The organism is Actibacterium sp. (assembly GCF_041584535.1).
Lineage (GTDB): Bacteria > Pseudomonadota > Alphaproteobacteria > Rhodobacterales > Rhodobacteraceae > Actibacterium_D.
Map to the genome: position 1 here is coordinate 1 of NZ_JBFHDW010000037.1, position 13,237 is coordinate 13,237.

13 protein-coding genes and 1 tRNA gene are annotated in these 13,237 nt (G+C 62.9%); 4 read left to right on the top strand and 10 right to left on the bottom strand.

All coding sequences use genetic code 11. The features are described from left to right. The 3 genes from ABYW26_RS03215 to ABYW26_RS03225 all read right to left on the bottom strand — a co-directional run. A partial coding sequence (locus tag ABYW26_RS03215; protein WP_372603333.1) for an FGGY family carbohydrate kinase occupies positions 1–571 on the bottom strand: 571 nt, incomplete at its 3' end. Beyond that, a complete protein-coding gene (glpD, locus tag ABYW26_RS03220) occupies positions 568–2,139 on the bottom strand; it encodes a glycerol-3-phosphate dehydrogenase (RefSeq protein ID WP_372603334.1) in 1,572 nt (523 codons plus the stop codon). The genes glpD and ABYW26_RS03215, both read right to left, overlap by 4 nt. A gap of 123 nt (positions 2,140–2,262) precedes the next feature. After that, positions 2,263–3,081 (bottom strand): cation diffusion facilitator family transporter, encoded by an 819-nt coding sequence (locus ABYW26_RS03225; RefSeq protein ID WP_372603335.1) that lies wholly within the window; start codon positions 3,079–3,081, stop codon positions 2,263–2,265. A 720-nt stretch (positions 3,082–3,801) separates the two neighbouring features. Here ABYW26_RS03225 and ABYW26_RS03230 point away from each other — a divergent pair. After that, the gene (locus tag ABYW26_RS03230; RefSeq protein WP_372603336.1) at positions 3,802–4,233 is read left to right on the top strand and encodes a hypothetical protein; all 432 of its coding nucleotides are present in this window, start codon (positions 3,802–3,804) and stop codon (positions 4,231–4,233) included. A gap of 115 nt (positions 4,234–4,348) precedes the next feature. On the opposite strand, the gene ABYW26_RS03235 is transcribed toward ABYW26_RS03230, so the two are convergent. Together ABYW26_RS03235 and ABYW26_RS03240 are read right to left on the bottom strand one after the other, a co-directional pair. Beyond that, a tRNA-Pro gene (locus ABYW26_RS03235) sits at positions 4,349–4,425 on the bottom strand. A gap of 56 nt (positions 4,426–4,481) precedes the next feature. Further along, on the bottom strand, positions 4,482–5,435 hold the full coding sequence (locus ABYW26_RS03240; protein ID WP_372603347.1) for a DMT family transporter: 954 nt from the start codon (positions 5,433–5,435) through the stop codon (positions 4,482–4,484). 96 nt (positions 5,436–5,531) lie between these two features. On the opposite strand from ABYW26_RS03240, the gene ABYW26_RS03245 reads away from it, so the two are divergent. Next, complete coding sequence (locus ABYW26_RS03245; RefSeq protein ID WP_372603337.1) at positions 5,532–7,139, top strand: Na/Pi cotransporter family protein; 1,608 nt, start codon at positions 5,532–5,534, stop codon at positions 7,137–7,139. A gap of 36 nt (positions 7,140–7,175) precedes the next feature. Here the strand turns inward: ABYW26_RS03245 and leuB are convergent, their stop codons facing one another. Beyond that, entirely contained in the window at positions 7,176–8,282 is a 1,107-nt protein-coding gene (leuB, locus tag ABYW26_RS03250; RefSeq protein WP_372603338.1) for a 3-isopropylmalate dehydrogenase, read from the bottom strand. Between the two features lie 59 nt (positions 8,283–8,341). Continuing rightward, complete coding sequence (locus ABYW26_RS03255; protein ID WP_372603340.1) at positions 8,342–9,238, bottom strand: LysR family transcriptional regulator; 897 nt, start codon at positions 9,236–9,238, stop codon at positions 8,342–8,344. 92 nt (positions 9,239–9,330) lie between these two features. Here ABYW26_RS03255 and ABYW26_RS03260 point away from each other — a divergent pair, with 92 nt between their 5' ends. Further along, a complete protein-coding gene (locus ABYW26_RS03260; RefSeq protein ID WP_372603342.1) occupies positions 9,331–10,215 on the top strand; it encodes an epimerase in 885 nt (294 codons plus the stop codon). On the opposite strand, the gene ABYW26_RS03265 is transcribed toward ABYW26_RS03260, so the two are convergent. The 3 genes from ABYW26_RS03265 to leuD all read right to left on the bottom strand — a co-directional run bounded on the left by ABYW26_RS03265 (position 10,171) and on the right by leuD (position 12,953). Next, positions 10,171–11,238 (bottom strand): endonuclease/exonuclease/phosphatase family protein, encoded by a 1,068-nt coding sequence (locus ABYW26_RS03265; RefSeq protein WP_372603349.1) that lies wholly within the window; start codon positions 11,236–11,238, stop codon positions 10,171–10,173. The two genes, ABYW26_RS03260 and ABYW26_RS03265, sit on opposite strands and share 45 nt — an antisense overlap. Continuing rightward, complete coding sequence (locus tag ABYW26_RS03270) at positions 11,235–12,089, bottom strand: hypothetical protein (protein WP_372603344.1); 855 nt, start codon at positions 12,087–12,089, stop codon at positions 11,235–11,237. The genes ABYW26_RS03265 and ABYW26_RS03270 overlap by 4 nt, the downstream gene beginning before the upstream one ends. A gap of 258 nt (positions 12,090–12,347) precedes the next feature. Then, entirely contained in the window at positions 12,348–12,953 is a 606-nt protein-coding gene (leuD, locus tag ABYW26_RS03275; protein ID WP_372603345.1) for a 3-isopropylmalate dehydratase small subunit, read from the bottom strand. 124 nt (positions 12,954–13,077) lie between these two features. On the opposite strand from leuD, the gene ABYW26_RS03280 reads away from it, so the two are divergent. Continuing rightward, a partial coding sequence (locus ABYW26_RS03280) for a CoA-transferase (RefSeq protein WP_372603350.1) occupies positions 13,078–13,237 on the top strand: 160 nt, incomplete at its 3' end.

Genomic DNA, 13,237 nt, shown 5'->3' on the forward strand with positions numbered 1-13,237 from the left:
CATACAGCATGGTGCGCGCGGCGTTGGTGGCGTCGGTGGCATGAACCTTGCCGCCTGTCAGGTTCCAGATCAGCCAGCTATCGACCGTGCCAAAGGCCAGACGCCCGGCCTTGGCCGCCGCGCGGGCGCCTTCGACGTGATCCAGCAGCCAAGCCAGCTTGGTGCCGGAAAAATACGGATCACACAGCAGCCCGGTGGCGTGGCTGATCGCCGCCTCATGCCCCGCCGCACGCAATTCGGCACAATGATCGGCGGTGCGGCGGTCCTGCCAGACGATGGCGCGGTGCAGCGGCTTGCCGGTTTCCCGGTCCCACAGCACCGTGGTCTCGCGCTGGTTGGTGATGCCGATGCCGGCAATATCCGCCGCCCCGACCCCGGCCTGATCCATCACCGCGCGGCAACAGCGCAGGACGGTCTGCCACAGGTCGTCTGCGTCATGTTCAACCCAGCCCGAGCGCGGGAAATGCTGAGCGAATTCCTCTTGCGCGGTGGCCACGACCCGCATCTGCGCGTCCAGCAGCAACGCCCGGCTGGACGTGGTTCCCTGATCTATCGCCAGAACAAAGGTCATTGCGGCCCTCCCTCGTGCTCAGACTGCATCCATTCGTCCAGCGCCGCAATCTGGTCGCGGCTCATCCACAGCCCCAGTTTCGAACGCCGCCAGACCACATCTTCGGCTCGCTGCGCGAATTCTCGGGTCATCAGCCAGCGCAGTTCAGCCTCGGTCAGGGTGGCGCCGAAATCGCGGCCCAGATCGGCGGTGGTTTTGGCCTTGCCCAATATCGCAACCGCCTCGGTGCCGTAAGCGCGGATCAGGCGTGTGGCCCAGCGCGGCGACAGGAACGGATAGGCGGCCTGAAGATCACCGATCAGCGCTGCAGCGCCATCCACGGCGAAATCGCCGCCCGGCAGCGGGGCCGAGGCGGTCCACGCTGGGCGACCGGGAAACAGGCGGTTCACAGCGGCCTGCGACAAGGCGCGGTAGTTGGTGATCTTGCCGCCCAGCACGTTCAACAGCGGCGCGCCGGGGTTTTCAGAGTGCAGGACAAAGCTGCGGGTGGCGGCGGTGTCCGAGGCGGCACCGTCATCGACCAGCGTCCGCACCCCGGCGAAACTGTGCACGACATCCTGTGCAGTAATCGGGTCGCGCAGATAGTGGTTGGCAAAGGCCAGCAGGTAGTCGCGCTCGGCCTCGGTGCAGATCGCCGGGGTTTCGGGACCGGGATGCGCGGCCTCGGTGGTGCCGATCAGGGTGAAATCATGCTGATAGGGCAGCAGAAAGATGATCCGGCCATCGCTGCCTTGCAGGAAATAGGCCCGGTCGTGATCGAACAGGCGGCGGGTGACGATATGGCTGCCGCGCACCAGACGAATCTGGCGCGGCCCGGTTTGCCCCAAGGCGCTGTGCAACACCGCATCAACCCATGGTCCGGCCGCGTTGACCAAGGCCCCCGCCGTCACCAAGCGTGTGACCCCGGTGCGGGTGTCGCGCAGGGTGATCTGCCATTGACCGTGCTCGATTTGGGCCCCGGTCACCTGCGTGCGGGTCATGATTTTGGCCCCGCGCGTGGCCGCATCGCGGGCGTTCAGCGCCACCAGCCGCGCGTCATCGACCCAGCCATCGGAATATTCGAACGCAGTGCGATACCGCGGGTTCAGTGCCGCCCCTGCCGGATCGCGGCGCAAATCCAGCCGCCGTGTGCCGGGCAAAAACCCGCGCCCGCCCAGATGGTCATACAGGAACAGGCCCAGCCGGATCATCCACGCCGGGCGGCGGCCTTTCAGCCATGGGAACAGCCGGGTCAGCAGGCGCGAGGCGGGGGTTTCGGTTTCAAACCGCATTTCGGCATGGACCGGCAACACAAAGCGCATCGGAAAGGCGATATGCGGCATCAGGCGCAGCAGGATTTCGCGCTCGCGCAGCGACTCGCGCACAAGGCCGAATTCAAAGAACTCAAGATAGCGCAGGCCGCCATGGAACAGTTTACTGGAGGCCGACGAGGTGGCCGCGGCCAGATCGCCCTGTTCCGCCAGCCCAACCTTTAGACCGCGCCCCGCCGCGTCGCGGGCAATGCCGCAGCCATTCACGCCGCCACCGATGACAAACAGATCGAACATCGGGGGATGAGGGTTGGACATAGGGTCTCCGATCGGGTGACCTATTGGAAACACGCGACGGGGCAAGCCGTCAAGCAAGCGTCAGCCAAGCGCAGGACCGCAGGCAAAACGCCGGATGGCCAACGCTGACGGCGAACCGCCGCGTCAGTCGCCGCCGGCCTCAGCCAGATCCCGCAGCGCGTCGCGGATGATGACCCAGGACGATTGGAGAAACAGCGCGGCGATCGCCAAAGCGACAATCCGGTCGGGCCACGCCGTTCCGGTTAGGGCGACAAACCCCGCCGCGACAACCACCACGGCATTTCCAATCGCATCGTTGCGGGAAAACAGCCAAACCGCGCGCACATTCGCGTCTCCGGCCCGATGCGGCACCAGCACCAGCGCTGCCGCGACATTTACCGCAAGCGCGACAAGGGCGATCACACCCATCAGCTCGGCCTCGACCGGCTGATGCGAGAATAACCGCCAAAGGGTATTGCCAAACACCCCCAGCCCCAGCGCGCCCAGAAACAGACCCTGAAGAAGCGCGGATCGCGCCCGCCAGCGCAGGCTCCAACCGATGGCAAACACACCCAGCAAGGTGATCAAACCATCGCCAAGAAAATCCAGCGCATCGGCCTTCAACGCTTGCGAGCCAGCCACAAAGCCCCCAACCGTTTCAATGATGCCGAAGCCGACATTCAAGGCGATGACGATCCACAGCGCCCGCCGGTAGGCCGCAGTGATATGGGTCTGCGGTTTGGCACCGGCGTCGATCAGGTCAAGGTGATACCCCGCCTCGGAAACCGCGCGTTCAACATCGGCAAGGCGCGCATCGTTTGCGGCGACATCCAGCGTAAGGATCTGCGACGCGGTTGAAACCTTCGGGTCCGCCACACCGGCCGAGCGCACAGCCTTTTCGATCTTCGCCGCACACGAAGCACAATCCATTCCGGTGACGCGATATTGCACAGCTTGATCCACGACGCATTCCTTCCCGGAAATGGGTCTATTGCCGGTCATCGGCAGAGTCCACGAGACAAAATGGCTCGGCCTTGCGGGTCTGCGCCAGACGATCCTGCGCATCCGCTGCACGTGTCGAGTCGTTCTAGGGATGTTGGGGTATGGCGTTGATCGTAGCAATAAAGGAACGCCCAAGAGATGCTGGGAGGCCCTTTAAAATAATCATGTTAGTGATTTTGGTCGGAGTAAGAGGATTCGAACCTCCGGCCCCTGCCTCCCGAAGACAAGAGCCTTCTCGCCTCAGATGGAGGCTTGACGAACCGATTGGGCGGCAACCCACTAATTTCCTTTTCTTTTGTTCCAATACGAGCGAACTCTAGCGAACCTAGGAGAACCGTCAAGAACGTGGAAATCTTTCCCCCGGTGTTCCCCTGGATGCTACGGAGACAAAGATGCGAGCCAAAAACCTGACCACCAAGGGCATCGACGCCCTAAGTGCCTAGCTCCCGGCGGTCGAGCTGGGAGATGTCGATGAGGTACGCGACACGCACCTTCCAATGCACCTCCGCACCATGCCGATCAATGACGGCGCGGATTTGCTTCTGGATTCTGTCTTCGCTTGTGTTGCGGAATTTCCGGAGCATCAGGCGATGGTATCACTCAGCGCTCCGTTCGCAATGCAGCCGGTTGCATACTCCTGCAATCTGTTTACGTTCCGACTGATCAAATATGGAGGTTTCATTGCGCGAAGTTAAGGTTGTTCTTGCATTCTTGTTGGTGACGATGCTGGCCGCTTGCAGCGGAACGATGCAAGGCTCTGTGCGAGGCACCGGTCAGCCAGTCATTTTCAACTACGAGCAGGGGATGAGTAGTGACACCCTGACCGCAGTGATTGACGGCGAGACCTTCCACGGCAAGGCGGTCATGAGAGGTGCTACATCGACCGTTGGCACGGGGTTCGGCACGGCATACGCGGGCGGAACCTCCGCTTACGGCACAAGCACCATCTTCGGCACAACCACAACAGGCGACGTTGTAGCTACGCTCCTAGGTTCGCGCGGCTCCAGCCTGAACTGCGACCTCCAGTATGCTGATAGCAGCGGTTACACGACCGCAGGTGGCGTCGGTGTGTGCAGACATAGCGATGGCAGGGTAATAGACATCGTCTGGTGATGATGAGGCGGGCAAGTGTTAGCCCACCGCCTGCAACCCGCACTCAGGCGTGATCCTCCCCCACTGAAGTGGTCCGCCGTTATGTTTAGGAAAACGGAGGATCAATTGTTTTTATTGGTCGGAGTGAGAGGATTCGAACCTCCGGCCCCTGCCTCCCGAAGACAGTGCTCTACCAGGCTGAGCTACACTCCGACCGTGACGGGCGGATTATACCGGCACATCGGGTTTGGCAAGGGGCTTTGGGCTTATTATTCCGACTGGCCGCGGATCAGTCGCTGAAGCGTGGTAATCCGTGGAACCGTGGCGGTGGACAGGCGGCTGCGGGTGCGCAGAACCGGCGTGACCGAGGTCTTGGAGCCACCCTCGCGCAGGACGATATAGATGCCGCTGGCGATGATCACCGCCGCCCCCAGCGCGGTGTGCCAATCCGGGTATTCCGAAAAGAACAGCGCCCCGAACAACGTCGCCCACAGGATCTGGGAATATTGCATCGGCGCCACGACCACGGCGCTGGCGCTGCGATAGGCGGCGATCTGTAACAGGCTGGCGCTGAACACCAGCACCGCCATCAGCGCCAGACCGCCCAGATGCGGCAGTTCGATGGGCTGATACACGAAAGGCATGATGCAGCCCATGATGATGAAATTCGCCATCATCGGATACAGCAACAAAACCGCGCTGCGCTCGTCCTGACCGATCTTGCGCACAATGACCGCCGCCAGTGACGAAAACACCGCCGCCGCCAGTGCCGCCGCGTGGCCAAGCGTCAGCTCGGTATCGCTGGGCCGCAGCACAATCATCACGCCGATCAGACCGACAATGATCGCTGCTGCCCGGTGCAGGCCGACCCGCTCGCCCAGCACGGGGATCGCCAGCAGGGTAATCAACAGCGGAGTCGCAAATAGAATCGCATAGGTCTGGGCGAGAGGCAGATGCGCGAAGGCGTAAAACACGCATTGCGTCGTCAGCACTGCTGAAACCGTCCGCAGCGCCGTCCAATACGGGTGGCGCGGCCGCAAATTGCCATCGGTCCGGTCGCGCAACAGCATCAAGGTGACCACCGGAAAACCGAACATCACCGAGAAGAACACGATCTGAAACGCCGAATAGGACGCGCCCAGCGTTTTGACGATCGCATCGTGCGACGCAAAAACCGCAAAGGCAGACAGGGCGTAAAGCGCCCCTTTGGGATTGGAACCGATCACCGCAAGTCCTGTGCAAGGATGTCAGGAAAATGAATTGCACTTGCGCCCGGACACTGCAAGGTTTGACTTCGCGCCACCGCAACGGAGAGTCATGTGCTTGCACAAATTCTGGTATTGATGGGCGGGGTTGGCCTGTTCCTGTTCGGAATGCAGGTGCTGACCGACGCCATCCGGCAAATGGCCAATACCCATATCCGGCAGATTTTGGCGCGGTTCACCACCTCGCCCCTGACCGGGGCGCTGACCGGCGCGGCGACGACGGCGGTGATCCAATCCTCAAGCGCGACGATGGTGACGGTGATCGGCTTTGTCGGGGCCGGGCTGATGACCTTTCCACAAGCGATCGGCGTGATCTATGGCGCCAATATCGGCACCACGATGACCGGCTGGATCGTCACGCTTGTCGGGCTGAAGCTGAAACTGGGGCTGGCCGCACTGCCGATCCTGTTCGGGGCCAGTTTGCTGCGGATTCTGTCCTCTGGCCGTGCCGCGCGCATCGGGCTGGCGCTGGCCGGGTTCGCGCTGGTGTTCATCGGGCTGGACATGATGCAGGACGGTGCCGCGATCTTTCGTGACATCCTGACCCCTGACAGCTTTCCCGGCGATACCTTTCTGGGGCGGCTGCGGCTGCTGCTGGTCGGGCTGATCTTTACCGTGGTGGTGCAATCCTCCAGCGCCGGGATCGCCATGGCGCTGGTGCTGATGGCAACCGGGTCTATCGGCCTGTCCCAAGGGGCGGCGATGGTGATCGGGATGAATGTCGGCACCACCGTCACCGGCTTGATGGCGTCGATCGGCGGCTCGCGCGATATGCGCTGCACCGCCGCTGCGCATGTGGCCTATAACGTCATCACCGGCATTCTGGCCTTTGCCCTGCTGGGCCTCTGCATCCCGCCGCTTGCTGCGGTGATGGGGGCGGGAAACCCGGCGGCGCTGGTGACGTTCCACACCCTGTTCAACGTGCTGGGCGTGGCGATCATGCTGCCTTTTACCCGCCCATTTGCCCGGCTGATCGAACGGCTGGTGCCGGGGAAATCGATATCCCTGACCGAGGCACTGGATCAGCGCCTTTTGCCCGACCCCGCCGCCTCGATGGACGCCGCCACCACCGCCGCCCGCACCATTTTACAGAACATGGCGCTTGAGACCGGGCTATGGCTGTCACCGGGCCGCCGCCGCCCGCCGTTGCATCTGTTCACCCGGATTCACCCGGCGCTGGACGAGTTGCAATTGTTCATCGCGCAGATTCAGATCGTTTCGGGGCATGAGGCGCAGTTACAGCGCTATTCGGCGCTGTTGCATCAATACGACCACCTGCACCGGCTGGCGCAACAATTGGACGCCGGCACCCATATGACCGGGCTGAAAGCCGATCCCGGTCTGCGCCGCGCGACTCAGGCCTTTGGCGCCGCCTTGTTGCGCACCGGCAATGGCCAGTTCAACAGCGCCCGGATGCAGCGGCTGGAAAAGCTGATTCAAGGCCGGGTCAACCGGTTGCGGCGCTCGGCCCTGCTGCGCGAGCATGTCGGCCTGATCAGCATCAGCGGCGTGTTCGAATTGACCGACTCGATGCGCTGGCTGAACCGGTCGGTGCATAACGCCACGCAGGTCTTGCATTATGCCGAGCTGAGCGCGCCGCCGGTCGCACCCCTGACGCCCGATCCCGAACCCGCAGCGCCAAAAGAAAACGCCCCGGACTAGACCGGGGCGTTTTGGAATTTCAAAGGTCGGCGAAACTCAGAGGCTGGCGTCCAGCGCCGCCAGAATCGCGTCGCCCATTTCCACGGTCGACACCGGGGTCACGCCCTCTTGGCCCAGCAGATCGGCGGTGCGGACACCATCGGCCAGCACTTTTTCAATCGCGGCTTCCAGACGGTCGGCTTCAGCGCCTTCGTCAAAGGAATAGCGCAGCGCCATCGCAAAGCTGAGGATACAGGCGATCGGGTTGGCCTTACCCTGGCCGGCGATATCCGGGGCCGAACCGTGCACCGGCTCGTACATGGCTTTCGGGCGGCCATTCTCCATCGGCGCGCCAAGGCTGGCCGAGGGTAGCATGCCCAGCGAACCGGTCAGCATCGCGGCGGCATCCGACAACAGGTCGCCGAACAGGTTGTCGGTGACGATCACGTCAAACTGTTTGGGGTTGCGGCACAGCTGCATGGCGCCAGCATCGGCATACATGTGGCTGAGTTCGACATCCGAATATTCGGCGTCATGCACTTCGGTCACGACCTGACGCCACAGGATGCCCGATTCCATCACGTTGGCCTTTTCCATCGAGCAGACCTTGTTGCCGCGACGGCGGGCCAGTTCGAACGCCGAGCGCGCCACGCGGGCGATTTCGGATTCGGTGTAACGCTGGGTGTTGATGCCCACGCGCTCGTTGCCTTCTTTGAAGATACCGCGCGGCTCGCCAAAGTAGATGCCGCTGGTCAGTTCGCGCACGATCATGATGTCCAGACCGGCGACAATGTCGCGTTTCAGCGACGAGAAATCCGCCAGCGCGTCAAAGCACTGAGCCGGGCGCAGGTTGGCGAACAGGTCCATTTCCTTGCGCAGACGCAGCAGGCCGCGCTCGGGCTTCACGCTGAAATCCAGATCGTCGTATTGCGGGCCGCCGACGGCACCCAGCAGAACCGCGTCAACCTCTTGAGCGCGGGCCATGGTTTCGTCGGTCAGAGGGGTGCCGTGGGCGTCATAGGAACAGCCACCGACCAGACCTTCGCTGACCTCAAAAGCCAGATCACGTTTGGCGCCATACCAGTCGATGACGCGGCGGACTTCGCCCATGACTTCGGGGCCAATGCCGTCACCGGCCAGAATAAGAAGGGAACGGGTGCTCATCGTCTTGTTTTCCTCGCTGAAAAGGGTTGCGCACCGCCTATCCGCTTGGCCCGGAAGGGTCAAGTCAGATGGGGCGCCATGCCTTCGGCCAGCATGTCCCAGACCCGGCGCAGACGCGGCGTGTTGCGCATCGCCTCATGTGCGGTCAGCCAGATCGGCAGCGGCGGCACCGGGATGTCAGGCAGCACCCTTTCGACCAGCGGATCGGCCGCGCCAATCGGCACCTGCCCGAACCCCAGCCCACAGCCCGCCCGCACCAGTTCCCAATAGACCGCGTTCTGGTCGCACCGCAGGGCAAAGCTGTGCCGGTCCATCGGCAGACCCGCCTGCCGCATGCCAAGGATGATGTCCTCGTTGCGGTCATAGCCGACCAGATCGTGCCGCAGCATGTCCCCGACCCCGTGCGGCCGCCCGGCGCGGTCCAGATAGGCGCGCGCGCCGTATAGCCCCAGTTCGATATCGCCCAGATGCCGCGCCACCACGTCCAGCTGTTCAGGCCGATACATGCGCAGGGCAAGGTCGGCCTCGCGGAACAGCAGGTTCTCGGTGGTGTCGCTGGGCACCAGTTCGATCTCGATCTCGGGATGACGGGCGCGGATGCGGGCCAGAATAGGCGGCAACAGATAGTGCGAGACCGTCAGGCTGGCGGTCAGGCGCACGACGCCGCTGAGTTCCTCGGCCCTGCCCGCCGCGATCAGTGACATCTGCCCGGCGGCCTCGCGCATGGCGCGGGCCGGGGCCAACAGGGCGGCGCCGGTCTCGGTCAGGGTCAGGCCGCGCGCTTGCCGGTGAAACAGCGTGACGCCCAGCGCATCCTCGATCGCGCGGATCTGGCGGCCAAGCGTCGGCTGGCTGGCCCCCAAACGCCGCGCGGCGGCTGACAACGACCCGGTTTCGGCCACGGCCACAAAGGCCTGAACCAAGGACCAATCCAGAGAGGACAGCGATTTACCCATTCATAAATGAATATCATATCGGCATTTTCAGGCAATTCTAAACGACCATCACCCAGTGCAGAATTGGATCAATTCAGGAATGGAGAGACCCAATGCAACAAACTGCTTTGATTCTTGGCGGCTCGGGCCGCTTTGGCCGCCACATGACCCACGCCTTCCAACAAGCGGGCTGGGCCACGCGCCAGTTCGATCGCAAGGCCGACACCCTGTGGGATGCCGCGTGGGGTGCGCAGGTGATCGTCAACGGCTGGAACCCGCCTTACCCCGATTGGGCGGCGCAGGTGCCGCGTCAGATCGACCAGATCGTCGAAGTCGCGCTGGCCTCGGGGGCGACGATCCTGCAACCGGGCAATGTCTATGGCTTTGGCGCCGACGCGCCGCAGCGGTTTGCCGAGGACACCCCGCATCGCGCCCGCAACCCGCTGGGCCGGGTGCGGATCGCGCTTGAGACCACGCTGCGCCAATCCGGGGCGCGCACGATCCTGCTGCGGGCGGGCGATTATCTGGATACTCAGGCCTCGGGCAACTGGTTCGACCGCATCCTGACCCCGTCGCTGGCCAAGGGCAAACTGACCTATCCCGGTGCGCCGGACGTGCCGCATGCATGGGCGTTCCTGCCCGATGTGGCGCGGGCGGGCGTGGCGCTGGCCAATCGCCGCGACAGCCTTGCCCGGTTCGAAGACGTGCCCTTTGCCGGTTACACCCTGACCGGGTCCGAACTGGCCCTGACCCTTGCCGGGGTGGTCGGGCATCCGGTCGCCCTGTCGCGGATGGCGTGGCTGCCGTTTCAACTAAGCAAACCGTTCTGGCCGATGGGCAAGCATCTGCTTGAGATGCGCTATCTTTGGGACAAGCCGCATTATCTGGACGGGGCCAAGCTGGCGCGACTGCTGCCCGACTATCGCGACACGTCGCTGGAACAGGCGCTGGCCCTAGCGCTGCAACATCAGGTCCACCCAGACAAGATGGTGGCGTGAGGCAGCGGCAACGACGGTCGCAAAATCCTCGTCCGGTGCCGGCCAGACCACGCCGGACGCCGCCACGGTCAGGCCAGCGGCGGGCAGCACGTAATCAAGGCGCAGATTGCCCGGCGCGGGATCGTCAAAATCGGCGGTGTCCAGCGCCGGGTCGCCACTGTGGCCGGGATTGGCGGCGTCAGCCCCGCCGGCGCTGCGCGGCTGTGGGTCGGTCAGGCGCGGATCGGCCAACAGCGCCGCCATCGTCGCCCTCAGGCCATCGCTATCCGCCGGGTCAAGATTGGTGTCGCCCAACAGGACAAACCGCGTCGGAGGCGCCTCGGCCAGCGCCCCGTCCAGATACAGCGACCACAGCCGCAATTCATCCCGGTTGCGCAACCCGTTGCGATCCTCGGCGCCGTCGAACACCGGCGGACCGGCGTGAAAGGCCAACAGGTGCAACGTTGCATCGCCCACCAGAACCGGCACATCCCAATGCCCGGTCGAAGACAGGCGCTGCACCGTGTAAAGCGCGGGATCAGGGAACAGCCTACCCTGCCGCATCGGCAAGGTCGCCCTTGGCAGATCGGCCCACAACAGCCGCGAGAAATCCCGCACCCGGTCAGCGGCAATCGGAAAGCGCGACAACAGCGCCATACCGCCCTGCCCGGTGAATTCGCCATAGCTTTGCGCGTCGCGCGGTCCGTCCGTCGTGCCGTCGCCATCATGGTCGAACCCGGTCCGCAACCCGCTGTTGGGTTGCAGGGCAAAGCGATAGGGATAGGCCTGACCCTGCGCCGCCAGCGCCTCGGCCAGCGCGGTCAGCGCGGCTTGGGCGTGGTCGTAATCAAGGTTTTGCAGCAGCAGGATATCGGGTGCCGCGCGGGCGATCACCTGAACCACCGCCCGCACCTGCGCATCCGTTCCGCTGGCGATATCGCGCGCCAGAACCCCCGGCCCGGACCGCGACAATTCGGTATTATAGGTGGCGATCCGCAGCGTCTGTGCCGCGACTGGTGCCGCGAACAGCGCGGCGGCGATCAGACCGGCTGAAGCAAGGGTTCGGCCTCGCCCGGTGCGGCGCGCTGTCTTTGTTGCTCGATCAGTTGCACGATGCGATGCAGTGCCACACCGCGCATGATCAGCCCCGACGGGAAAAGCGCCCATGCCGTTACCATCCAGATCAAGGTTTGCGGGTCGCGCGCATGCACCAGCCCGAAGGATTTGGTCACAGCATAAACAACCGCAGGAAGAACGAAAGGCAACAAGATCCCGACCCCGACATTGAACCACGCCAGTCGGCCAAGGCGTCTCACCACATCGTCGCCCGCCGTCGGATCAAAGGTCGGCAGGTTGATCCACAGATTGAAATCACCGTTGCGCAGCGGCCAGCCGCTGAAGCGCACGATCAGCGAAAACAGGCAGACGCTGATGATCGAAAGCACATAGGCCAGCCCCGCCGCGCCGCGAATGAATGGCTCGGCCACGGCGGTGCCGCCGGGCAGAACCGCCTGCGCGAACAGGTGCACCGGGCTGAACGCGAAATCCAGAACATAGCCGACGAACAGGCCGACCGCCGTCAGGAACTGACCGGTGACGGTGGGAATCTGAAGGCCGCGAAACATTGCCGACAGGAAGAATACCGTGATGAACAAGGCGCAAAACCGGATGCGGTTAAAGGGCGGCGCGTCGCGGAATTCGATCAGGCCGGGATAGATCGACATGTATTCGAACAGCGTCAGGGCTGCGGCGAAGACCGCCACAAGCGCCACGATCTGCGTCGCGTCTGCCGACGTGCCCGGCAGCAAAAGCGCCGGTGTCGCTATCAGCAACACGACGAGAAACGCCCGTGTCACTGCCCCTGTTACCTGAGCGATCACTGCTCTAATCCCCATTCTGGCCAGACCCGGTTCAATGCCGCGCCTTTGTCCCATATGGTTTTCCGCACAATATGGCGGAGTGCCTCAACTTTGCCCAATTTTTGCCTTCTTTCACTTTGTTCGGCAAGACATTGTTAAGGCTAAGGATTTCTTTGCGGCGATTTGATGAAGAAACTGTCGCGCGATTGCATCAATTGCGGCACAAAAAAGGGCTGCCCGGTCGGACAGCCCCATATCTTGTATTCAGCGGTGTTTTGAACACCATTCAGGCGATCAGACCCACGGGCGCGCTTCGGCGGCTTTTTTCTCGAAGCTGTCGATCGCGGCGACCTTTTCCATGGTCAGGCCGATGTCATCCAGACCGTTCATCAGGCAATGCTTTTTGAACGCGTCAACATCGAACGGGATCACCTGACCGTCCGAGGTGGTGATTTCCTGCGCATCCAGATCGATAGTCATGCGGGCGTTCTCGCCCTTTTCGGCGTCGGCCATCAGGATATCGACCTGCTCTTGCGGCAGGGCGATCGGCAGGATGCCGTTCTTGAAGCAGTTGTTATAGAAGATGTCGGCAAAGCTGGGTGCGATCACGCAACGGATACCGAAATCCAGCAGCGCCCAAGGCGCATGTTCCCGCGACGAGCCGCAGCCAAAGTTATCACCGGCGACGATGATCTCGGCGTTGCGATAGGCCGGTTTGTTCAGGATGAAATCGGCGATTTCGTTGCCGTCGCTGTCATAGCGCATCTCGTCGAACAGGTTCACGCCAAGGCCGGAACGCTTGATCGTCTTGAGAAAGACCTTGGGGATGATCATGTCGGTGTCGATGTTAATCAACGGCATGGGTGCGGCAATGCCGGTCAGTTTTTCGAACTTGTCCATTCGGGCCTCCTTGGTCAGCGCCCGCTTTAAGCACGTTGGGCAGGGTAAAACAAGGGCTTGCTGCTGTCGCAAAGACGTCAAACACTGGCCCTAAGCAGTAGGCGACGAAACAGGAGATATTTTCGTGAAACTGGCAATAAGTCTGGAAGACGCGGTCGCGATGATTCCCGATGGAGCGTCGATCATGGTTGGCGGTTTCATGGGCGTCGGGGCGCCTCGGCGTCTGGTGGGCGCGCTGGCCGAAAGCGGGCGGCGAAATCTGACCCTGATCACCACTGACACCG